Origin of the sequence: Cellulomonas aerilata, assembly GCF_007991755.1 — a bacterium.
In the GTDB taxonomy this organism is placed as follows: Bacteria; Actinomycetota; Actinomycetes; order Actinomycetales; family Cellulomonadaceae; genus Pengzhenrongella; species Pengzhenrongella aerilata.
In genome coordinates this window covers 195999-217642 of the sequence record NZ_BJYY01000002.1, presented here as the reverse complement: position 1 = coordinate 217642, position 21644 = coordinate 195999, and the positions used below count along the sequence as shown (strand labels likewise).

Annotated in this window: 19 protein-coding genes; 5 read left to right on the top strand and 14 right to left on the bottom strand. The window is 73.2% G+C overall.

Annotated features, from left to right (window positions below; translation table 11 throughout):
* Position 1 precedes the first annotated feature (1 nt).
* The 7 genes from CAE01nite_RS04165 to CAE01nite_RS04135 form a co-directional block, all read right to left on the bottom strand.
* Positions 2-1453, bottom strand: a complete 1452-nt coding sequence (locus tag CAE01nite_RS04165) for an Nramp family divalent metal transporter (RefSeq protein WP_146900376.1) — start codon at positions 1451-1453, stop codon at positions 2-4.
* 104 nt (positions 1454-1557) lie between these two features.
* Positions 1558-2712: a bifunctional 2-methylcitrate synthase/citrate synthase gene (locus CAE01nite_RS04160; protein ID WP_146900373.1), complete on the bottom strand. Its 1155-nt coding sequence runs from the start codon at positions 2710-2712 to the stop codon at positions 1558-1560.
* Positions 2709-3635: a methylisocitrate lyase gene (prpB, locus tag CAE01nite_RS04155; RefSeq protein WP_146900370.1), complete on the bottom strand. Its 927-nt coding sequence runs from the start codon at positions 3633-3635 to the stop codon at positions 2709-2711. Before prpB ends, CAE01nite_RS04160 begins: the two co-directional genes overlap by 4 nt.
* A complete protein-coding gene (locus tag CAE01nite_RS04150) occupies positions 3635-5170 on the bottom strand; it encodes an MmgE/PrpD family protein (protein ID WP_246130994.1) in 1536 nt (511 codons plus the stop codon). The genes prpB and CAE01nite_RS04150 overlap by 1 nt, the downstream gene beginning before the upstream one ends.
* A gap of 110 nt (positions 5171-5280) precedes the next feature.
* Complete coding sequence (locus CAE01nite_RS04145) at positions 5281-6546, bottom strand: acyl-CoA dehydrogenase family protein (protein ID WP_146900365.1); 1266 nt, start codon at positions 6544-6546, stop codon at positions 5281-5283.
* A gap of 46 nt (positions 6547-6592) precedes the next feature.
* The gene (gene fabG / locus CAE01nite_RS04140; protein WP_146900362.1) at positions 6593-7393 is read right to left on the bottom strand and encodes a 3-oxoacyl-ACP reductase FabG; all 801 of its coding nucleotides are present in this window, start codon (positions 7391-7393) and stop codon (positions 6593-6595) included.
* A gap of 139 nt (positions 7394-7532) precedes the next feature.
* A complete protein-coding gene (locus CAE01nite_RS04135; RefSeq protein ID WP_146900359.1) occupies positions 7533-8285 on the bottom strand; it encodes a YqjF family protein in 753 nt (250 codons plus the stop codon).
* A gap of 128 nt (positions 8286-8413) precedes the next feature.
* Between CAE01nite_RS04135 and CAE01nite_RS04130 the strand changes: the two genes are divergently transcribed.
* The gene (locus CAE01nite_RS04130; RefSeq protein WP_146900356.1) at positions 8414-9199 is read left to right on the top strand and encodes a DUF899 family protein; all 786 of its coding nucleotides are present in this window, start codon (positions 8414-8416) and stop codon (positions 9197-9199) included.
* 50 nt (positions 9200-9249) lie between these two features.
* Here the strand turns inward: CAE01nite_RS04130 and CAE01nite_RS04125 are convergent, their stop codons facing one another.
* Positions 9250-10293, bottom strand: a complete 1044-nt coding sequence (locus CAE01nite_RS04125) for a hypothetical protein (protein WP_146900353.1) — start codon at positions 10291-10293, stop codon at positions 9250-9252.
* 182 nt (positions 10294-10475) lie between these two features.
* Complete coding sequence (locus tag CAE01nite_RS04120) at positions 10476-12275, bottom strand: SpoIIE family protein phosphatase (RefSeq protein WP_186816409.1); 1800 nt, start codon at positions 12273-12275, stop codon at positions 10476-10478.
* Between the two features lie 178 nt (positions 12276-12453).
* Here CAE01nite_RS04120 and CAE01nite_RS04115 point away from each other — a divergent pair, with 178 nt between their 5' ends.
* Positions 12454-12786 (top strand): GNAT family N-acetyltransferase, encoded by a 333-nt coding sequence (locus CAE01nite_RS04115; RefSeq protein ID WP_146900347.1) that lies wholly within the window; start codon positions 12454-12456, stop codon positions 12784-12786.
* 81 nt (positions 12787-12867) lie between these two features.
* Here the strand turns inward: CAE01nite_RS04115 and CAE01nite_RS04110 are convergent, their stop codons facing one another.
* The 3 genes from CAE01nite_RS04110 to CAE01nite_RS04100 form a co-directional block, all read right to left on the bottom strand.
* Entirely contained in the window at positions 12868-14529 is a 1662-nt protein-coding gene (locus tag CAE01nite_RS04110) for a putative bifunctional diguanylate cyclase/phosphodiesterase (protein WP_146900344.1), read from the bottom strand.
* Positions 14530-14594: 65 nt separating this feature from the next.
* Positions 14595-16106, bottom strand: a complete 1512-nt coding sequence (locus tag CAE01nite_RS04105) for a PP2C family protein-serine/threonine phosphatase (RefSeq protein WP_146900341.1) — start codon at positions 16104-16106, stop codon at positions 14595-14597.
* 11 nt (positions 16107-16117) lie between these two features.
* A complete protein-coding gene (locus tag CAE01nite_RS04100) occupies positions 16118-16834 on the bottom strand; it encodes a GAF and ANTAR domain-containing protein (protein WP_222595810.1) in 717 nt (238 codons plus the stop codon).
* A 370-nt stretch (positions 16835-17204) separates the two neighbouring features.
* On the opposite strand from CAE01nite_RS04100, the gene CAE01nite_RS04095 reads away from it, so the two are divergent.
* Positions 17205-17921: a Crp/Fnr family transcriptional regulator gene (locus tag CAE01nite_RS04095; RefSeq protein ID WP_146900336.1), complete on the top strand. Its 717-nt coding sequence runs from the start codon at positions 17205-17207 to the stop codon at positions 17919-17921.
* Positions 17922-18005: 84 nt separating this feature from the next.
* Here CAE01nite_RS04095 and CAE01nite_RS04090 read toward each other — a convergent pair whose 3' ends face one another.
* Together CAE01nite_RS04090 and CAE01nite_RS04085 are read right to left on the bottom strand one after the other, a co-directional pair.
* Positions 18006-19187 carry a GGDEF domain-containing protein gene (locus tag CAE01nite_RS04090; RefSeq protein ID WP_146900333.1) on the bottom strand — a complete coding sequence of 394 codons (1182 nt, stop codon included), beginning with the start codon at positions 19185-19187 and terminating at the stop codon, positions 18006-18008.
* Positions 19188-19390: 203 nt separating this feature from the next.
* Positions 19391-20314: a LysR family transcriptional regulator gene (locus tag CAE01nite_RS04085; protein ID WP_146900330.1), complete on the bottom strand. Its 924-nt coding sequence runs from the start codon at positions 20312-20314 to the stop codon at positions 19391-19393.
* A 72-nt stretch (positions 20315-20386) separates the two neighbouring features.
* Between CAE01nite_RS04085 and CAE01nite_RS04080 the strand changes: the two genes are divergently transcribed.
* Positions 20387-21418: an EamA family transporter gene (locus CAE01nite_RS04080; RefSeq protein ID WP_146900559.1), complete on the top strand. Its 1032-nt coding sequence runs from the start codon at positions 20387-20389 to the stop codon at positions 21416-21418.
* Positions 21415-21636 (top strand): RNA polymerase sigma factor, encoded by a 222-nt coding sequence (locus tag CAE01nite_RS04075; protein ID WP_146900328.1) that lies wholly within the window; start codon positions 21415-21417, stop codon positions 21634-21636. Before CAE01nite_RS04080 ends, CAE01nite_RS04075 begins: the two co-directional genes overlap by 4 nt.
* Positions 21637-21644 lie beyond the last annotated feature (8 nt).

The window sequence follows — 21644 nt, the reverse complement described above, 5'->3', positions numbered from 1 at the left end:
CTCAGCCCTCGAGCAGCCGCGTGATCTGCGCCTGGATCGTCAGCACCGACAGCGTGCCGAACAGCAGGATCGCCCACACCAGCATGGCCAGCCGCAGGCCACGGATGCGGATCGGCGCCGGCAGGGTCCTGCGGTTGATGACGATGAGGAGCCCGGAGTAGATGAACATCATGAACCCGCCGACCACGGCGGCGATCACCAGCAGGACGATCGGCTGGTCGAAGCCCAGCAGCAGCACGACGATGCCGACCGCGATCAGGCCCCAGACCAGGACCGCGTACATCGCCGACTCGTTCCCGCTGCGCCGGTAGCTCGTCTTGATGACGTCGGCCGCCAGCCGGCTGGTGTAGTCCACGATGCCCAGCGCCGCCGCGAACAGCGAGAACGAGCCGATGACCCAGAAGAAGTACTTGAACCACGGCGCGACCCGCTCGGCCAGCACCTCGCCCTCGGTCTGGATGAAGCTGATGTCGCTGGCCAGCCCCTCGCGCCCGAACACCGTCGAGTAGGCCAGCAGCGAGGTGAACAGGATCGTCACGAACGTGATGAGGACGAACGTGACGGCCTGCTCGATGTTGGCGAACCTCCACCACCCGCGCCACGCCGACATGTTCGGCTCGGTCGGCTCGAACACGTAGCCGGTGGACGGCGCCGCCTCGGGCTGGCCGGTGATGGGGCTGACCAGGCGTGGGACGTAGGCGCCCATGCCGAAGCCCTTGTCCCGGATCCAGTTCGCCTGGACGAGGTTCTGCCCGCCGCCGGCACCGGCGAACGCGAGAGCACCGAGCAGCGTCGCGAACCCGAGCGCCTCGACCGGGATCCCGGGGCGGGTGACGATCTGCGGCGCGTCGGCCCAGGCGTCGGCGCCCACGGCGACGACGGCACCGACGCCGAACAGCAGCAGCACGGCGGCCACCTTCAGCATCTGCGCCCTCTCCAGGGCCACGTACACCACCGGGGCCAGCGTGAGGATCAGCCCGATGGCGAGCAGCATCCCGATCGCGATGTAGCGCGGCGTCCCGCCGAAGATGTAGGACGCCAGCGTCGCGCTGCTGGTCGCCCACCCCGGCCACAGGTTGGCGCAGTAAGTGAGGATCGCGAACACCAGGCCCCAGTGCCGCCAGTAGCGGCTGAACCCGGTCAGCGCCGTCTCCCCCGTCGCGAGCGTGTAGCGCTCGATCTCGAGGTTGATGAAGTACTGCGTGACCAGGCCGACCAGCGCCGCCCAGACGAAGACCAGCCCGACCTGGGAGGCGATGTAGGGGAACAGGATGAACTCGCCGGACGCCAGCCCGACGCCGGCGGCGACGATCCCGGGGCCGATGAGCTTGCGGTACCTCGCCGGAGCCTCCGGCAGGTCCCGTACCTCGGGTCGGGGCAGGACCCGGGTGGGGAAGGCGTCGGCGGCGGAGACGCCCGTGGACGAACCTGAGCGACCCTCGACGGCTGCCATGCGTCAGGACTACCACCGCGACGCCGCCGGTGGCAACGTTCCCGCAGGTCGCAGGGGTGCGCTGCGAGGTGGCCGCCCGGCTCGCGCGTGCCGGCCGCCGTCCGTCACCCCTGCAGGTGCCGCTCCGGTGGACCGCTGTAGGCCGACAGCGGCCGGATCAGCGAGTTCGCGGCGGCCTGCTCCATGACGTGGGCCGTCCACCCGGTGATGCGCGCCGCGACGAACAGAGGGGTGAAGGTCGGGGTGTCGAAGCCCATGAGGTGGTACGCGGGGCCGGACGGGTAGTCGAGATTCGGCTCGATGCCCTTCGCGGCGCGCATCGCCGCCTCCAGCCGGTCGTAGAGCGCGGCGAGGTCCGGCCGCCCGTAGTGGTCGACGAGCCGGTCGAGCGACGCCTTCATGGTGGGCACGCGGGAGTCCCCGTGCTTGTAGACGCGGTGCCCGAAGCCCATGATCGTGCGCCGGGCCGCGAGCGCGTCCCGCAGCCAGGCCTCCGCGTGGTCGGCGTCGCCGATCTCGGCGAACATCTGCATGACGGCCTCGTTGGCACCGCCGTGCAGCGGTCCCTTGAGCGCTCCGACGGCACCGACGACGGCTGAGTACAGGTCCGCCCTGGTCGAGGTGATGACCCGGGCGGTGAACGTCGAGGCGTTGAACGAGTGCTCGGCGTAGAGGATCAGCGAGACCCGGAAGGCGTCGACCACGACGTCGTCGGGCACCTCGCCGAAGGTCATGTGCAGGAAGTTCTCCACGTAGCCCAGGTCCGACCGCGGCTCGACCGGGTCCTGCCCGCGCCGGCGCCGCTGGTCGTAGGCGATCACCGCGGGGACCTGGGCGAGCAGCCGGACCGACTTCGCGAGGTCGGCCTCGGGGCGGGCGTCGGCGGCGGTCGGGTCGGACGCCCCGATGACGCTCACCGCGGTGCGCAGCACGTCCATCGGGTGGGCGGTGGTCGGCACGAGGTCGATCGCCGCCCGCACCTGGGGTGCGAGCGCCCGCTGCGCGCGGCCGGTCTCCTCGAGCTCGGTCAGCTGCGCGTCGGTGGGCAGCTCGCCGTGCCAGAGCAGGTACGCGACCTGCTCGAACGTGCAGCCGGCGGCCAGCTCCTGGACCGGGTAGCCGCGGTAGAGCAGGGAGTTGGTGTCGGGGTTCACCTTGGAGATCGCCGTGGTGTCGGCGACCACGCCGGCGAGGCCCTTGTGGATCTCGGGCGCCGCCGCTGCGGCGGACGACGTCGTCCGCTCCTGGGCCTGGCTCATGACGCTCCTTCGCGCCGGCCCTGCTGGGCCGAGAGGGTGAAGTCGAACACGGTGCTGTCGAAGCGGGTGTAGGCGGGGTAGTCGAGGAGCTCGTAGAGCCGTCCGCGGGTCTGCATGCCGGGGACCTGCGACTGCAGCGACCCCTCGGCCACGAGCGTGTCCAGCGCACGCTCGGCGGCCCCCATCGCGACCCGCAGGAGCGAGACGGGGTAGATGACGACGCGGACGCCGGCGGCAGCGAGCTCGTCGGTGGTGAACAGGTCGGACCTGCCGAACTCGGTCATGTTGGCGAGCACCGGCACGTCGACCGCGGAGGCGACCGCCTCGAACTCGGCCAGCAAGGACATCGCCTCGGGGAAGACGGCGTCCGCGCCGGCGTCGACCAGGGCCTTGATGCGGTCCACCGCGGCGTCGAGCCCGTGGATCCCACGGACGTCGGTGCGGGCCATGACGAGCAGGTCCGGGTCCCGGCGGGCGTCCACGGCGGCACGGATGCGCTGGACCGCCGTGGCGGTGTCGACGACCTGCTTGCCGTCGAGGTGGCCGCACCGCTTGGGGTTGACCTGGTCCTCGATGTGCAGGCCGGCCACCCCGGCGTCCTCGAGCTCCTGGACGGTGCGGGCCACGTTCATCGGCTCGCCGAAGCCCGTGTCCGCGTCCACCAGCGCCGGCAGGTCCGTCATGCGGGCGATCTGCCGGCTGCGGGTGGCGACCTCGGTCGCCGTGGTGAGCCCGACGTCGGGCAGCCCGAGGTCGGCGGAGATCACCGCCCCGGAGATGTACACGCCCTCGAAGCCCTTCTCCTCGATGAGCCGGGCGGACAGCGGGTTGAAGGCCCCCGGGAAGCGCAGCAGCCCGCCGCCGGCGAGCCCGGACCGCAGCGTGGCCCGCTTCTGGGCGGCGGTGGAGGTGGCGTACAGCATCAGAAGATCCCCTCGGGTGTGGTGACGCCGGTGAGCAGGGCGGGGGGTGCGACCACCGTGAGGTCGCCGAGCTCGTCCGGGCGCAGGTCGGGCAGCCGCTGGGCGACGTCGAGGAAGCGCTCGACCTCCTCCGGCGCCAGCACGCCGTCGGCCAGCGTCCGGAACTTCTCGACGTACTGCGCGCGACCGAACGGGCGGGCCCCGAGCGGGTGCGCGTCGGCGACCGCGATCTCCTCCACGACCCGGGTGCCGTCGACGAGGGTGATCTCGACGCGCCCGCCGAACGCCTGCTCGGCCTGGTCGGTCGAGTGGTAGCGCCGGGTCCACTCGGGGTCCTCCGCGGTGGTGATGGTGCGCCACAGCGCCACGGTGTCCGGCCGGGCCGCCCGGGCCGGCTCGTAGGACGCGACGTGGTGCCAGGCGCCGTCCTGCAGGGCGACCGCCATGATGTACGGGATCGAGTGGTCCAGGGTCTCCCGGGAGGCCGTCGGGTCGTACTTCTGCGGGTCACCCGCCCCGGACCCGATGACGTGGTGCGTGTGGTGGCTGGTGTGGAGGACGATCGAGGCGACGCGCGCGGGGTCGGCCACCTCGGGGCGGGTCCGGTGCAGCCGGCGCGCCAGGTCGATCAGGGCCTGCGACTGGTACTCGGCGGAGTGCTCCTTGGTGTACGTGGACAGGATGGCTCGCTTCCCTTCCCCCGGCCCCGGCAGCGGCACGTCGTAGGCGGCGTCGGGACCGTCCAGCAGCCGGGCGATGACGCCGTCCTCCCCCTCGTAGATCGGGGTGGGCGACGTCTGGCCGCGCATCGCCCGGTCCACGGCCTCGACGGCGACCTTGCCGGCGAACGCCGGGGCGTACGCCTTCCACGTCGAGATGGCGCCCTTGCGGGACTGCCGGGTGGCCGTGGTGGTGTGCAGCGCCTGGCCGACGGCGTGGAAGATCACCTCGGGGTCGAGCCCGAGGAGCGTGCCGATGCCGGCGGCGGCGGACGGCCCGAGGTGGGCGACGTGGTCGATCTTGTGGCGGTGCAGGCTGATCGCACGCGCCAGGTCCACCTGGATCTCGTACCCGGTGGCGATGCCGCGCACGACGTCCGCACCGGTCAGCGGGCGCGCGGCGCGGCGGACCGCGGCGTGCTGGGCGACGGCCAGCACGGGCGGGATGTTGTCGGCCGGGTGGGAGTACTCCGCAGCGAGGAAGGTGTCGTGGTAGTCGAGCTCGCGGACCGCGGTGCCGTTCGCCCACGCCGCCCACTCCGGGCTGACCCGGTCGGCGCCGGACGCCCCCAGGACGGCGGCGCCGGGTGACGCCCGGTGGGCCAGCGCCTGCGCGCGTGCCGCGACCACCGGCGCCCGGAGCAGCGACGCCGTCGCGACGGCGGCGTTGTCGATGACCCGGTTGACGACCATCTCCGTCACGTCGTCGTCGACCGGCACCGGGTCAGCCGCGACCTCGGCGATCCGCCACGCCAGCTGCTCCTCGCGCGGCAGCGGGCGGGCGCTGGGGTGGACGGTGACGCGGTGCGTTCTCACGGGTGGCTGCTCCTGCGGCGACGTCGGCGGTGACGGGGGTGCGGCGGTGACGGGGTGCGGGCTCATTGTGGTGGCCGCGCGCCCGGACCGGGCGGACGCGGGGTGGCGGGTCAGACGAAGGCGGAGTGGCCGGTGATGCCGCGCCCGATGATGAGCGCCTGCACCGTCTCGGTGCCCTCGTAGGTGTGCAGCGCCTCCACGTCGGCGAAGTGCCGGGCGACCTGGTCGCGGAGCAGGATCCCGTTCCCGCCGAGCAGGTCGCGGGCCTCGGCGGCGATGACCCGCGCCGCCCGGGTCGCGGTGTACTTGGCCAGCGACGCCTGGTCGGCGCGCAGGCCGGACGTCTGAGCCAGGTGGGTCAGCGCCATCAGCAGCGTCTGCACCCGGGTGAGCTCGCTGAGCATCCGGGCCAGGCGCTCCTGCACGACCTGGGACGCACCGAGCGGCCGGCCGAACTGGACCCGCTGACCGGTGTAGTGCACGGCGGTCTCGTAGCAGGCGGTCGCGTGCCCCAGGGCGCCCCACGCCACCGACAGCCGGGTGGCCTGCAGGACCCGGGCGGCGTCCTTGAAGGTCCGCGCCCCGGGCAGCCGGGCGTCGGCGGGCACGACGACGCCGTCCAGGCGGACCCGGGCCTGCCAGATCGCGCGGAGCGAGATCTTCCCCTCGATCGTCTCGCCGGTGTAGCCGGCGGTGGACTGCGGGACGAGGAAGCCGTGCACCGCGCCGTCGTCGTCCGCGCGGGCCCAGACGACGGTCAGGCCGCCGGCCGACCCGTTGCCGATCCACTTCTTCTCCCCGTCGAGCACCCAGCCGCCGTCGACGGCGGTCGCGGTGGTCTCCAGGCTCACCGAGTCCGAGCCGTGCGAGGGCTCGGTCAGCGCGAAGGCGCCGAGCTCGGTCCCGCGCGCGAGCGGGACCTGCCACCGCTCGCGCTGCTCGGGCGAGCCCAGCAGCGCGACCGACCGGAGCGTCAGGCCGCCCTGCATCGCGGCCATCGTCCCGACGGACCCGTCCCCGCGGTGCAGCTCGGCCTGGACCAGGCACGCCGCGAGCAGGCTCATCGGTGGGAAGCCGGGGACGTCGACGCCGTCGCGCAGCAGGTCGAGCTCGCCCATCCGGCGCACCAGGTGCACGGGGTGGTCCGCACGGTCCCAGTACCCGTCGATGACCGGCAGCACCTCGTCGCGGACGAACGCCCGCGCCCGGTCGCGGTAGGCGAGCGCCTCGGGGGGCAGATCCCGGAAGACCCCGGCCATGTCGGTGTCCAGGGGCTCGGTGAGCTGGTAGTCCGGCTCGCGCACCCCGACGCCGACGCGTGCGCGGGCCGGTGTGCCGGGGTCGGCGCCCCGGTCGGTGACGTCCCTTGCGGTCATGTCCGCTGCCCCTCGTCCTCGTGCCCCTGCCGCCCTGCCCGCGCGGTCATGCCTTCGGCCCCCCGGCCACGTACAGGACCTGGCCGGAGGTGAACGACGCCTCGTCCGAGGCGAAGAACGACGCGGCCGCCGCGATGTCCTGCGGTGTGCCGGCCCGCCCGACCGGGATGTCCTGCGAGACGCGGGCCAGGAAGTCCTCGAACGTCATCCCGAGGCGCTGCGCCGTGGCACGCGTCATCTCGGTGGCCACGAACCCCGGCGCGATCGCGTTCGCGGTGATCCCGAACGGGCCCAGCTCGATGGCCAGGGACTTGGTGAAGCCCTGCAGCCCGGCTTTCGCGGCGGCGTAGTTCGTCTGCCCGCGGTTGCCCAGCGCGCTGATCGACGACAGGTTCACGATCCGCCCCCAGCGGGCCTCGACCTGGTGCGCCTGCACCGCCCGGGTCATGAGGAACGCGCCCCTGAGGTGGACCGCGACGACCGAGTCCCAGTCGTCCTCGGTCATCCGGAACAGCAGGCTGTCCCGCAGGATCCCGGCGTTGTTCACCAGGATCGTCGGCGGGCCGAGCTCGGACACCACTCGCTCCACCGCCGCCTGCACCTGGTCGGCCCGGGTCACGTCGGCCCCGACGCCGACGGCCCGCCCGCCGGCCGCCCGGACGGCCCCCACGGTGTCGCCGGTGGACTCCTCGGTCAGGTCCAGGACGGCGACGTCGCGGCCGTCGGCGGCCAGGCGCCGGGCGACCGCGGCGCCGATGCCGCGCGCGCCGCCGGTCACGACCGCGACCCGTCGTCCGGCGCCTGGTCCGGTGCCTGGTCCGGTGCCTGGTGCTCGGAGTTCGCTCACGTGGACACCCCCTCGGTCTCGACGTCCTTCGGACCCTGCCACCCTCCACCCGCACAACGACCGCGGGCGCGTGACCGTGCCCGCGTGCCCGCGTGCCGGCCGACGGTCCACCTCGGACGGGTGGCCCGCGGCCGGGTCGTCAGGCGGGCAGCGGCCGGCCCGCGTCGTAGGGGACCGCGAAGACGGTCCGGACGCCGCGCGAGAAGAGCACCGAGTCCGGTGGCCGCGAGCTCACCCCGGGGAGCCCGGCGGCAGCCACGAGCGTCTCGTCGACCTCCAGCAGCTCCGCCCGCTGCAGCGGCCAGGGCTCGTGGTGGTTGGGGACGTACAGCGTCCGGCCGTACGCCCGGGTGTGCAGGCCCCACCGGGCGGTGAGGAAGTCGTGCAGCGGGTCACCCGCCGCGAGCGCGGCGTCCGGCCGCACGACGACGCGCGTGGCGGCCGTACGGGGGCCCGGCCAGCGCCGTCGCGACTCGTACGTCAGCACGCCGTCCCGCTCGGTGACCCTCATCCGGGCCCAGGTGTACGGCAGGGCGAACGCCGCCCGGGCGCCGAGCACGACGGCCAGGCGGGACGCCTCCAGCGTGCGGAACACCACGCCGCGGCGGCCGCGCTCGTCCACCGAGTACAGCCGGACGTTGGTCTCCGCGAAGGACCCCAGCCACGGGACGGCGGGCCCGCGTCCCACACCGGCGCCCACCATCCGGAACGGGATCAGCCCCACCCAGGTCGAGCCGTCGTGGACGTCGGGGCGGGTCCCGGGCGGCATCAGCGGGGCGACGGCGTCCGGGTCGACGCGCCAGTGCAGGAACGTCAGGTCCCGCCACTCCTGGCTCATGATCTGCCGGCCGGTCAGGTCGGGGGCCGTCGGGGACACGGGCGGCGGCGGCATGCCGTCACTGTGGCCCCCGCGCGGTGCGGGCGGCAACGCGGCGATGAGTTCCCGGCGCGCCACGGGTCGGTCCCCGTGTCGTACGACGCCGTACGACGCCTCGCGGCACCTGACACCCGGAGGACGCCATGACCACCGTGCGGAGCGACCCGACCACCCAGCTGCCCGGCCGTCCGCCGGTCGTCGACCTGTCCACCTGGCAGGCGGCCCGGGACAGGCTGCTGGTCCGCGAGAAGGCGCACACCCGCGAGGGCGACGCCATCGCGGCGGCCCGCCGCCGGCTGCCGATGGTCGAGGTCGACGGGACGGTCGAGGTCGTCGGCGCCGACGGTCCCGTCCCCTTCCTCGACCTGTTCCGGGGGCGTGAGGAGCTCGTCGCCTACCAGCACATGTGGCACGACGGCGCCCCCCACCAGGGCCAGTGCGAGGGCTGCACGACCACGGCCTGGAGCCTGCACGACGACGCCGTCTACCTCGAGGCCCGTGGGGTCACGTGCGCCGTCCTGACCACCGGCCGGTGGGAGGAGGTCGCCCCGTACGTGCAGTTCATGGGCTACACCCAGCCCTGGTACTCGGTGCGCGACGTCCCGCCGCCCGTCGGGGGCAGCATGGGCTCGCTGACCTGCTTCCTGCGGGACGGTGACCGCGTGTTCCTCACCTACACCACGACCGGCCGGGGCAACGAGGCGGCCGCCGGGTTCTTCGCCCTGCTGGACATGACGCCCTACGGCCGCCGCGAGGCGTGGCAGGACGTCCCGGAGGGCTGGCCCGAGGGGGCCGACCCCTGCTGGTACTGGCGCACGGACGTCGACGGCGTGCCCACCTGGGGCCCGACCAGCCGGCCCGTGCCGCAGTGGACCCGCCCCGGCGCGACCCCCGTGGACACGCTGGGCCGGGGGGGCCACCACCACTGAGGACCGCCGCCCGGGCCGCGCCGCGACCGGCGGACCCTCCCCCGCCGCACTCAGGTGGCGGGCTGGAGGACGACCTGGGACGTGCGCGGCTCGAGCCGGTTCTCCGTCGGGACCGGGAACGGCGCACCGAGCGACGCCAGCTGTCCCTGGACCTGGTTGTGGCCGCGGCACTGGTGGGTGCACAGCGTCGGCGGGTTGGCCACCTCGACGGCGTCGCCGCCGGACACGAAGCCCATCCGTCCGCCGCTCGCGACGTCCCAGACGGACACCCCGCCGCAGTGCTGCAGGCTCGACGGCAGCGGTGTCGCGGTGGTGCAGTCGGCCTGCGGCACCCGGGTGGCGAGCTGGGCGCTGTCCCGGGCCACGAACGCGGGCGACAGCCCGTTGCCGATGTTGGTCCGGGCGGTCACCTGGACGCAGTACTGGCCGGCCGGCCCGGTGGTGATGCTCGTGCAGCCGGCGCCGAGGAACTGGCCGACCCGGGACCGGAACGCGGGGTTGTCGAAGTAGAACGGCGTGAGGGCGGGGTCCGCGGGGTCGGCCAGCGTGTGGGTGATGCGGGTGACGCCTGCATCCGCGCGCTGGGGTTCCATCTGGAAGATGCCGCCCTGGGCGCAGTCCTTGGCCTGGATCTTCATCGACAGCCCGGCGCCGCGCCGGGTCAGCGCGAGCCCGTCCTCGCCGATCGAGACGGTGACGGCGCCGGAGAGCGCGAGGCCGCGGTGGTCGGGGGTCTTGCTCGCGAAGACCGGCGTCCGGCGACCGCCGGTCAGGTCCTGGGGGCTCGCCGCACCGGTGAGGGCGTAGTCGAGCACGGCGAAGTCGCTGAGCCGCACGTCGAACGTGACGTACCGCCCGCGCACGCCGAACGAGGTGGCTCCCAGGGCCGCCGGCTGCACCGTCTGCTGGACGTCGCCGCGGGCGACGACGGCCGAGGTGGCGGTGTTCACGAGGGAGAAGCCACCGCCGTCGCAGGTGTCGCCCCCCTTGGCCTGGGCGGGTGCGGCGACGGCGCCGAGAGCGACGAGCGGGGACAGCAGGGCGACGGCCGCGAGGGCGGCCCATCGGCGCTGGCGGCGTGCGGGGCGGACCATGGGGACCTCCATCGGTGGGTCGACGGGGCGTCGTCGTCGCCACCCCGCGTGGCGCGTGAGGACCACGGCCGACGGACGTATCGGCGCCGGTGCACGCGCGATGAGGCGTTGTCCCGGCCGGGCCGCGGACCAGGGGCGGGACCGCCGCGCGTCCCGGTCGGCACCGGGGGTGTCCGCAGGAGCTACCGGACCTGCACGGCGAGCAGTGCCACGTCGTCGTCGAAGGCGGGCTCGTCGGTGATCAGCATCTGCAGCAGCGCCTTCGGTCCCGCGTCGACGGCGCCGGCCGCGACGCGCTCGCGAAGCCGGTCGATGTCCTGGTCGATGTCTCCGCCGCGCGTCTCGACGAGCCCGTCGGTGTACAGCAGGACGACGTCGCCGCGGTCGAGGGTGATCTCGTGGTCGGTCCGCGGGCGCGTGGTCCCCAGACCGGCGAGCAGGTCCGGCACGCGGCTGAGCACCTCCGCGGCACCGCCGGCCCGGCGCACGACCGGAGGCGGGTGGCCCGCGTTGCACCAGCGCAGGGCACGGGTGCTCTCACCGGGGACCGGTGCGCTGATCTCGGCGACCACGATGCTGGCCATCACCGGGACGTCCAGCAGGTCCAGGGCGCGGTCGAGCGCGCTCAGCACGACCGAGGGCGGGCGCTCGAGGACCTGGGCGATGCCGCGGAGGATGTTGCGGACCTGCGCCATGGTGGCCGCGGCGTCCTGGTCGTGCCCGGCGACGTCGCCGATGACCACGACCGTCGCCCCAGAGCCGGTCGTGAACGCGTCGTACCAGTCGCCACCGACCTGGGCGACCTGCTGAGCGGGCTGGTACGTGACCGCGAACTCCAGGTCGGCGCTGGCGGGCGGGTCGCTCAGCAGGCTGCGCTGCAACGTCTCGGCGATCCGGGCGACCTCCTGGGCGGCCTGCCGTTCGCGGTCGCGGACCTGCAGCCGGTCGAGCACCTGGGCGCTCTGCGAGGCGAGCGCCCGCAGCAGCTCGACCTCCTCGTCGTGGAACTCCTGGGGGTCGGCGAAGCCGACCGCGATGGACCCCAGGAGCCGGGTGCCGACCTGCAGCGGGAGGACCGCCCACGCCTGGGTGGCGCTCATGGCCATGGCTTCCGGCAGGCCCTGGAAGCGGGCGGCGGCCTGCGCGTCGGGGACGAGCACGACCTGCCCCCGCCGCGCGGCGATCGACGTGGGGAGCGGTCCGTGCAGCGGGATCTCGGCATAGGTGCGCTGCATCGCCCCGCCCAGGGACGGCGTCACCGTGACCCGCAGGGTGTCGCTGTCCGGTACGCGCACCGCGATGGACGCGCCGGTGGCACCCAGCACCGGCAGGCCGGCGCGGATGATGATGTCGGCGAGCTGGCTCACCGAGTCGGCCGAGGCCAGCTGCATCGTGACGTCCGCCAGGCTGCTGAGCCGCCGGCTCGCGACCTGCTGGGCCCGCACCGCCACGGCCAGCTCCTGGGCGCGGGCATACAGGTCCGTCTCGACCTCCTGCGCGCGGCGCCGCCACAGCTCGGTGCGCTCGGCCTCCGCGTGACCCGGTCCTTGCTGCTGCATGAAGTCGGTGATGTTCTCCGCGCGCTGCACCAGCAGCATGACCCGACCCTCGGCGTCCAGGATGGGCACGCTGATCAAGGACCAGTAGCGCTCGACCATGCCGGTGCCGGAGGGATCGGCGACGTCGTACTTCTGCAGCGGCATCGTGTCCGGCTGGCCGGTGGCGACCGCGCGGTCGAACGACCGCCGGATCCACGGCACGCCGTGCTCGTCGAAGGTGTCCGGGCCGGGCGGGAACGCCTCGAAGACCGGTACCCCGACGATCTGCTCGCGGGAGCGCCCGACGTTGGCCAGGTAGGCGTCGTTGGCGTCGAGGATCAGGTAGTCCGGCGCCACCGGTGACATCACCAGGTACGACGTGGGGATCCCGGCGAAGAGGGCCGCGTAGTCCACGCCGGACGGTCGCGAGGGCGTCGCCTCCACCTGTCGCCTCTCCTCCTCGCTGAGCGCCCTCGTGGCGCCCGCCGATCGATTGTCCCCGATCTGCGGTGCCACGGCGCACCCGAGTCCCCCGCACCGCAGACCGCCCGGCTCGTCGTCGCCCCGACGAGCACGCCAGGATGTCGTCGGAGGGCAGAGGTCGAGACGAAGGAGTTCGGCGATGAGCGATCCCGCGATCGAGGTCGTGCACGTCCCGGCGAAGCGGCGCTACGAGCTGCACGAGGGGACCACCGTCGTCGGTGCTGCCCACTACAGGCGGCGGTCCGATCAGGTCGTGTTCACGCACACGACGGTCAGCGACGCCTACGCCGGACAAGGCCTCGGCGCCCGCCTGGCCGACGTCGCGCTGACCGACGTGCGGGACGCCGGGCTGAGGATCGTGCCCGAGTGCCCCTACATCGCTGCCTACCTGCGCCGCCACCACGAGTTCGACGACGTCGTGGACTGGCCCTCGCCGGGAGAGACGGGCCCGACGGGCCGACCCGGGCGGTGACACCGTCCGGCGAGCCGACGCCGTCCCGTGGCGTCGCCGGCTCCCGCACCGTCGTCCACCGGGGACCGACGTGTGCGCGGGTCAGAGCATGGCGCTCACCTGCGCCGCACCGACGGGCCTCGCGAGGTGGAAGCCCTGGCCCAGGTCGCATCCCAGGTCACGGAGGACGCGCTGCTGGTCGTCCGTCTCGATGCCTTCGCCGACGACGGCGGCGTGGAGGGAGTGGCTGAGGTCGATCACCGAGCGGACGACGTCCCGGTCCCGGTCCCGGTGCTCCAGGTGCTCGATGAACGACCCGTCGAGCTTGACGACGTCCACCGGCAGGCGCTGCAGCCGGGTCAGGGACGAGTAGCCGGTCCCGAAGTCGTCCAGCGCCACGCCGACGCCGAGTGCCCGCAGCGCGGACAGCGCGGTGTGCGCCTCGTCGAAGTCGGTGAGCACCTGCGACTCGGTGACCTCGACGACCACACGCCCGGGGTCCAGGCCGCTGCTGTCCAACGCTGCCTGCACGTGCGCGGTCATCTGCCCGTCCCCTAGGTGGCACGCCGCGTGGTTGAGGTGCAGCTTGAACCGGGGTCCGGCGGCAGGCACCCACCCGCGGGCCGCGGTGCACGCCGTGGCGAGGACCCACTCGCAGATGGGGACGATGAGCCCGGTCTCCTCGGCGACGTCGAGGAAGCTGCCGGGGAGGCGGACGGTGCCGGACGGGTGCCGCCACCGGATCAGCGCCTCCACGCCGGCGAGGGTGTCGCTGCTCAGGTCGAACAGCGGCTGGTACGCGAGCTCGAGCTCCTGCCTCTCGATCGCCTGGCGCAGGTCCGCCTCGAGGGTCAGCCGCCGGTCGACCTCCCGGCTCAGCGCCGTGTCGAAGGCCCGCGTCCGCCCGCGTCCCTGCCGCTTGGCGCGGTACAGCGCCGAGTCGGCTCGGCTCAGCACCTGCGCCGCCGTCATCGCCTCCGTCGCGACCGCGACCCCGATGGACACACCGGCGTGGAGGCTGACCGCATCGAGGGTCAGGTCACCGCGGACGGCGGCGAGCACCCGCTCGGCCAGCGCCGACACCGCCTCGAGGTCGGGCAGGTCCTGGACGACGACGACGAACTCGTCACCGCCGAACCTGGCGACGAAGTCCTCGTCGCGCACCGCGGCGCGGATCCTGCGGGCGACGTGCCGCAGCAGCCGGTCGCCCGCGGCGTGGCCGAGCCGGTCGTTGACCCACTTGAGGTTGTCCACGTCGCAGAACAGCACGCCGACGGGGTGCCGGTGCCGCGCGATCCGCGTCAGCGCCATACCGAGGTACTCGTCCAGGAGGCGCCGGTTGGGCAGATCCGTCAGGGGGTCGTGCAGGGCGTCGCGGGCCAGCGCGGACATCACGTGCGACGCGGCCCGCAGGTGCACGACGACGCCGTCGTCGGCGGGGAAGAAGGCCGCCGAGTAGAGCGAGCCGGTCGCGTCGTGGCCGGACGACCCGTGGACCCCGTTGGTCCACGACCGGCCCGGGCCGGTCACGGCCTTCTCGTACCGGGCGACCCACTGCGACACCACGTCGGGCGGCATCGCGTCGGACGCGCGGCACGGTGGGGCGACACGGGCGCCCAGGAGCCGCAGCGCGGTCGGGTTCGCCCAGGTGATCTCCACGTCCTGCGGCCGGCCCCCGGCTCCTCGTGCAGTCCGCAGGAGGAGGAAGCCGTCGTCGGGATGGGCCTGCAGAGCGACCTCGAGGGCGGCCCCCGGAGCGCGCACGTCGGCGCCCTCTCCCCCAGCAGTGCCCGGACCGTCGTGGCGGCCCGACAGACCTCGGTCGGTGCTCAGATCCACGGTTGCGTCTCGGGGTGGGACGGCCCGTGGCCTGGTTCGGCTGACAACCAGGTGGACAGGACGACGGTGGCGTCGTCCTGGAGCTGGCCGTGCTGGTGGTCCAGGACGGCAGCGGTGAGCCGCCGCACGGTCTCCGGCGCCGGGAACCCGGCTGCCATGGCACGTCGCAGGAAGTCCGAGAGCCGGTCCACCCCGAAGAACTGCCCGTGGTCGTCACGGGCCTCGGGGACCCCGTCGGTGTACAGCAGGAGGCTGTCACCGGGTTGCAGCCACTCCTCGGCGACGCCGACGTCCTCCGCGCCGACGCCGAGCATCGGCCGGCGGCCCCCGGTGAGCGCCTTGACGACCCTGCCGTCCCGGACGAGCAGGGGCGCGGGGTGGCCCGCGGCGACGTACCGCAGCCTGCCGCTGGTCAGGTCGAGATCGGTCAGGACGGCGGTGACGTACAGGCCCCGGTCGCGGAATCGCGTGCGGACGACCTGGTCGATGGCGGCGGCCTGCTGGGAGAGCCCGCCGCCGTCGCGCCGCACGCTGCGGGAGGCGGACAGCGCCGCGGCCGTCACCAGCCCGGAGGTCATCGAGTGGCCGGTGGAGTCGAAGATCGCGACGCTGGCGTGGTCCTCGGACAGTGCGTAGTCGAACGCGTCCCCGCCGACCCGGTCGGTCGGCTCGAACTGGCCCGCGACGATGAAGCGGTCGGTCGTGGCGGTCATCGCGGGGAGCAGGTTCCAGATCAGCTCCGCCGAGTCGCTCCGGGGGTGCAGGCGTCGCACCGCGTCCAGCGCGTCACCGTAGCTGGTGCTCGCAGTGATCAGGTGGCCGACCAGCCCCGAGAGCCACCGGCACTCCCACCGGAGGTTCGGGTCGTCCGGGTCGTCGACCCCGGCCAGACCGACCTCCAGCACACCGAGACGCTCCGCGCCGTCGAGCAGGGGCACCCACAGCTGGGCGCGCCCGTCGGTGTCACGCGCGGCCATGATCTGGACGTGCTGGAAGGCGCGCCCGGCCAGGGTCGACTCGATCGGGAGCGGGCGCCCTGGGATGAACGTGCGAGGCCGGGCGGCGGCGGTGCGCAAGGGGATCAGGGAGCGCTGGCCGTAGTCGACCAGGTAGACGGTCACGTCCACACCCAGCAGGGCCGCCGCGCTGTCCAGGACGCCGATCAACCGCTCGGGCGGCCCTCCCTCCATGCCCTCGAGCAACCCGATGAGTGCGGTCAGGAGGCCGCTCGAGGGCGGCGGTGACCTCAGCACGCGGCCGTACGGCACCCGCAGGCGGGTGGTCAGGTCGTCGAGGCGTTCGTTGACCGCGTGGGCGAGGATGTCCCGCTGGGCCCCGGGCAGCGCCATCAGCCCGGCCAGATACGCCTCCACCTCGACCAGGCCCGCGTCGCCGCCGAGCGTGAAGTAGCCCATCCACAGGTCGTCCAGGCTCAGGTCGGCCCGCCGGTACGCGATCTCGAGGGCGCGCCGTTGGGTCTCAGCGGTTGCGGCGTGCGGCATGGCAGCCGCCCTCAGCGCCGACGGCGCACAGCGGCGCGGACGACGGACTCCGCGACCTCACGCAGCTTCTTGCCGTCCCGCTGGGACAGGCTGACCAGGCGGGCGAAGGCCGTCTCCTCGTCCACGCCTTCACGCGCCACGATCACACCCTTGGCCGTGCTGATCATGTCGCGGCTGCGCAACGCCTCCTTCAGCTGGTCGCTGAGTCGGCGCGCCCTCTCGAGGGACTGGGCGTTCGCCACCAGGATCGCCGCCTGGGCGGCGAACAGCGACAGCACGCGCTCGGAGCGGGCGTCGTAGACCCCCGGCTCGCGCCCGTAGACCTTCATCGCCCCCAGCGCGACGTCACCAGCGACCAGCGGGGCGCTGAGCGTGGACTGGATGCCCATCGGCTGGACCGCGCGTGCCCACAGCGGCCAACGCTGCTCGTGCGCCATGTCGTCGATCCGCACCACCGACCGCTGCGCCCACGCCGTCAGGCAGGGACCCTCGTCCAGGTCGTACTGCAGCGTGTCGGCACGCTCGACGAGCTCGTCCGACGACGTGGCGGTGGTGCGGTCCCCACGCTCGTCCACGAGGGTCACCCCCGCACCGGAGGAGTCCGGCAGGGTCGACTGGGCGAGCTCGCAGATGAGGGTCAGCGACGTGTTCACCGTCTCCTGCGACAGCAGCACCCGCGACATCCGGGCGAACACCCCGGCCAGCTCATCGGCCAGCGGGAGGTTCACAGGCGAATCGGCAGTCACGTCCAAGCCTCCGATCTCAGAGGCGACGGGCATCCTGCTGCCGTGACCGCCTCCCGGTCAGGATCAGGTCCCCGACCGAAGCAGATGTCACCGATCCGAAGGATCGGGCGGCACACAGTGGCTGCTCACTCCGTACGACACCCACCCTAGCGTCAATGTCAGGTGCCGGACACACGGTCGTCCCCGGAAGATGCTCCCGAGGCCCCCGTACGGGGGGCGGGGCCCCGTGAGAGGGGCGGGGTACGCTGAGGTCGGCGCGCTCCGCGGCGTCGTCTGGGTATGTGCGCACCAGGCACGGCGAGGTGGCGCATCAGGCGCCGGTCCACCGCACAGCACCCTGAAGGCGGATCCCGTGTCGGACATCCTCGCCCTGACGTCCCGCAACGCCGTGCTCGGGGGGATCGCTCCCCCTGACCTCGAGGTGCTCGTCGCAGAGCTCCGCCACGAGTCGCTGGAGCTGGGGCGGGTCCTGCACGAGCCGGGACGTCCCGTGGACGCCGTGTACTTCCCCCTCGTCGGCGTGGTGTCCCTCGTCGCAGAGGTCGACGAGGACGACGTCGTGGAGGTCGGCACGGTGGGGCACGAGGGGATGGTGGGCCTGTCGCTCTTCTTCGGGGCCGAGTCCACCACCGAGCGCGCCGTGGTCCAGGTCGCGGGGGAAGCGCTGAGCGTCAGCGCCGAGGGCTTCCATCGCTGCTCGCAGGCCATCGACGGCCCGTTGCATGCGGCGTTGCGGCGGTTCAGCCAGTCGATGTTCACCCAGCTGGCACGCAACAGCGCCTGCAACCGCGTCCACCCCGTCCAGCAGCGCGCGGCGCGGTGGCTGCTCATGACCAGCGACCGGATGCTGAGCCCGAGCTTCGAGCTCACCCAGGGCTTCCTCGCGCAGATGCTCGCCGTCCGGCGGGCCACCGTGAACCAGGTCGCCAGGGCCCTCGCCGAGGACGGGTGCATCACCTACGTCCGGGGCTTCATCACCATCCTCGACCGTGACCGACTGCACTCCCACGCCTGCAGCTGCTACGACATCATCCGCGCCTCCACGTCCTGCCACGTCCGCGCCGCCTGACCCATGACGGCGGCCACCGCCCCGCGCTCGCACCGGTGACGCGGCACGTGCGCCGAGCTCCGGGGCGGCTCCGGCGGCTGTCGCTCACGCCGCGACCGGGCGCGCTCCGGTCCGCGCCCCGAGCTTCAGCCTGTACATCGCCGTGTCGGCGAGGTGCAGGACGTGGTCGAGCGGCGCGCCGGGGGACGCCATCGCCAGCCCGATGCTCGCCGAGACGCGGACCTGGCCGGACGGGACCGCGACCTGGTCGACCAGCGCGGTGTCGAGCTCGGCCCGCAGGTGACACGCAGCCTCCTCCTCCATCTCCGGCAGGACGACCGCGAACTCGTCGCCCCCCAGTCGCGCGACCACCGCTCCGGGCGCAGCCGCATGCACGGACGACGCCAGCTTCCCGGCCAGCACGGCGAGGACGCGGTCTCCCAGCGCATGCCCGCCCCGGTCGTTGACCTCCTTGAAGTGGTCCAGGTCGAGGAACAGCACGGCAGCACCGGAACGGGTCAGGTCGGGGCCGGCGTCCACGAGGTGGGCGCGGTTGGCCAGACCGGTCAAGGGGTCCTGCCGGGCGCGGCGCTCGTCAGCGAACCGTCGGTCGGCGGACGCGACCGCGATCTGGGTCAGCCGGCTCCTGGTACGGCTCAGCTGGGCGGACCGAGCACCGTCGCTGGTCTCGCGGAGCTCCGTCAGCCCCGCGTGCAGCTCCGCGAGCGTCTCGGGTAGCGGGCGGCCGGTCGCCACCGCCTCCAGCACGCTGGTCTGCAGCTCGAGCAGGCGCCCGTCCCATTCGTGGACGGCCACCCGCCGCCGCAGCGAGAGCAGGGTGCGGACCAGTCGTACCTGCGACTGCAGGGCCTCGACGTCGTCCTGGGTGAAGATCCGCGGCACGTCGTCGAACACGCTGAGCGCCCCGAGGACGACGCCGTCCTCGTCCACGAGCGGGACGCCCAGGTAGGACCGCACCGCGCCCGCGACGACCAGGGGGTTGTCCCGGAAGACGGTGTCGTCACGCGCGTCGGTGACCTCCAGCGGGGCCCCCTGCGCCACCACGTAGGCACAGAAGGAGAGCTCGTCGACGACGTGGGTGTCAGGCGCTCCGACACCACGCTCGGCGGGGTAGCACTGCCGGTCCGTGCTCACCAGGTTCACCACCGCGATCGGCGCCTTGATGACGCGAGCCATGTGGTCCACGACGGCGTCGAGATCGGCGTCCTGGGCGTGCCCGCTCAGTCGATAGCTCGCGACCGCAGCCAGACGCACAGGGTCCGCCACGGCACGTCGGGGGCTGCACAGGGTTGTCACACCCTCCCCATCGGCCGTCCCACCGCCGACGTGAGGCCCGACTCGCGGCACGACCCGACGCGCGGATCGGCCGCCTGTGCGCGACGACGCGGGGTCAGCGCTGCCGCGCCGAGCGCTGGACGTTCCCCGGGCAGCCGTCCCGTGGCACCGGGTCGACGAGACTGCGGCATCGATCAACCGCGGTCGAGGGCCGCTGTCATCGCGATGAGTTCGTCGACGACCCGACGCACGACGATTCGTTCGGCGCGGTCTCGGCGCATGAGGACGTCCACTCGCCGAGCGGCGCGAATCCCGCGGAGCGGGAGCAGTCGGATCGCGGGGTGTCTACCGAAGGTGTGACGCGGTAGGAGCGCGACTCCGTGACCGGCGGCGACGAGCGCGGCCACGACGTGGAAGTCGTTGATGCGCTGCGACACACGAGGTGCACGGTCCGTCCCGGACGAGACACCAGCGAGCACGCCAGCCACCGGGAACCCTTCGCGGACCGCGATCCAGTCCTCACCGACGACGTCCTCGGGCCGCACGGCGTCGCGCCCAGCAAGGGGGTGATCCAGCGGCACCGCGACGTCGAGCGGCTCGCGGAACAGTGGCACGACGACCAGGCCGCGGCCCGGCTCACTCTGGGCCCAGCCCGCAGAGGCGCTCTCGCCGTCCGGGCGATGTGCGATGACGACGTCGACACGGTCGGTGAGGGGGACGAAGTCGTCCTGGGCGACGTCCTCGTCCAGGAGTTCGAGATCGATGGTGCCGAGTGCCCGGACGCGAGTGAGCAGCTCCGGCAGCAGGAGCTCAGCCCCGCTCTGGAATGCCGAGACGCTCACCCGGCCGCCGGGGTGCTCGAGGAAGGTCTCGCAGGCCGCACGGGCCTTCTCCAGAGCGACTGCGACGTCAACGGCAGCATCAGCCAGCGCATCGCCGGCGGCGGTGAGCCGTAGCCCACGCCCCACCCGCTCGGTCAGCTGGACTCCGACGTCCCGCTGAAGCGTCGACAGCTGTTGGGAGACCGCCGACGGCGTCACGTGCAGCACAGCAGCGGCAGCCGTCACGCCCCGGTGAGTGCGCACTGCCCGCAGCGCCTCAAGTGCGCGGATGTCCATGCAGCAACACTACAGCGTGATGTAAGAAACGTTCGATTGTGCTCACGTGAAGTGGGCACCACGCTCGAGACCGTGCCGATCACAGACCGCGTGCTCGCCCTGGTCGTGGCTCTCGTCTGGGGCCTGAACTTCGTCGCCATCCATCTCTCGCTCCAGCAGTTCCCACCGTTCTTCCTCGTGGCGCTGCGTTTCGCCGTCATCGCAGTCCCGACGGTCGTGCTGGTCCGACGCCCCGCGGTGCCGTGGCCGTGGCTGCTGGCGTATGGATTCGGGTTCGGTGTGCTGCAGTTCGTCTTCCTCTATCTCGCGATGGACAACGGCATGCCCACCGGCCTGGCTTCGCTGGTGCTGCAGTCGTCCGCTCCGTTCACCGTGCTGCTCGCGGGGCTTGTCCTGCGCGAGCGGCTGACGGCACGCCAGTCGGCGGGCGTGGGCCTTGCCGTGCTCGGCCTGGCAACGATCGCCGCGTACCGGGCGGGCCTGGACGGCGGGGCCACGGTGCTACCCGTCCTGTTGACGCTGTGTGGAGGCGTGGGATGGGCCCTCGGCAACGTCGCCAACCGGCAGGCACGCAGTGACCGGCCCTTCGCGCTGATGCTCTGGATGACCGTCGTTCCCCCCGTACCGATGCTGGCGCTCTACCTGGCACTCGAGGGACCGGCCCGGATCGGCGCGTCCCTCACGACCCTGAACACGGTGCGCGGGAGCCTGGCCCTCGCAGGACTCGGATTCACCGTCATCGCGGCGACACTGGTCGGGTCGGGCCTGTGGACCGCCCTGATGAGCCGGCACCCCTCCAGCACCGTCGCCCCGTTCTCCATGCTCGTCCCCGTCGTGGGTATTGCCGCATCGGCGGCGCTGCTCCATGAGCCGACAACGGCCGTAGAGCTGGCAGCAGGCGCCGTCGTCGTGGCCGGGGTGCTCTTGTCCACACGGCCACAGCGACGACGTCAGCTCATGACCACCGGCGGGGACCAGCCGGCCACCGAAGTCATGGCCGACCGAGGTGAACGGGCTCGCCGTGCCCCTGCACCGAGGAGCTCGCGGCAGCAGGCCAGTGGCGCCGATTCGCCCAGGGCAGCGCGCACAGACTCCTCCGCTTGAGGGTGTGGAGCGGTGCCGACGGTGCGAGCCGCGGCGGCACTCCTCGGAGGCAACGACTCTCACCCGAGCTCGCCGATCTGGCCCGACTCATCCACTGGGACGGATTCAGCGTCACCGAGGCCGCCCAGGTCCTCGACCTCGACACCTTCATTGCCCGCACCCGCTACGCGAGAGCCCGACTCGACGTGCGCACCGCACTGATGGTCCCGGTCGACTGAAGCGCCCT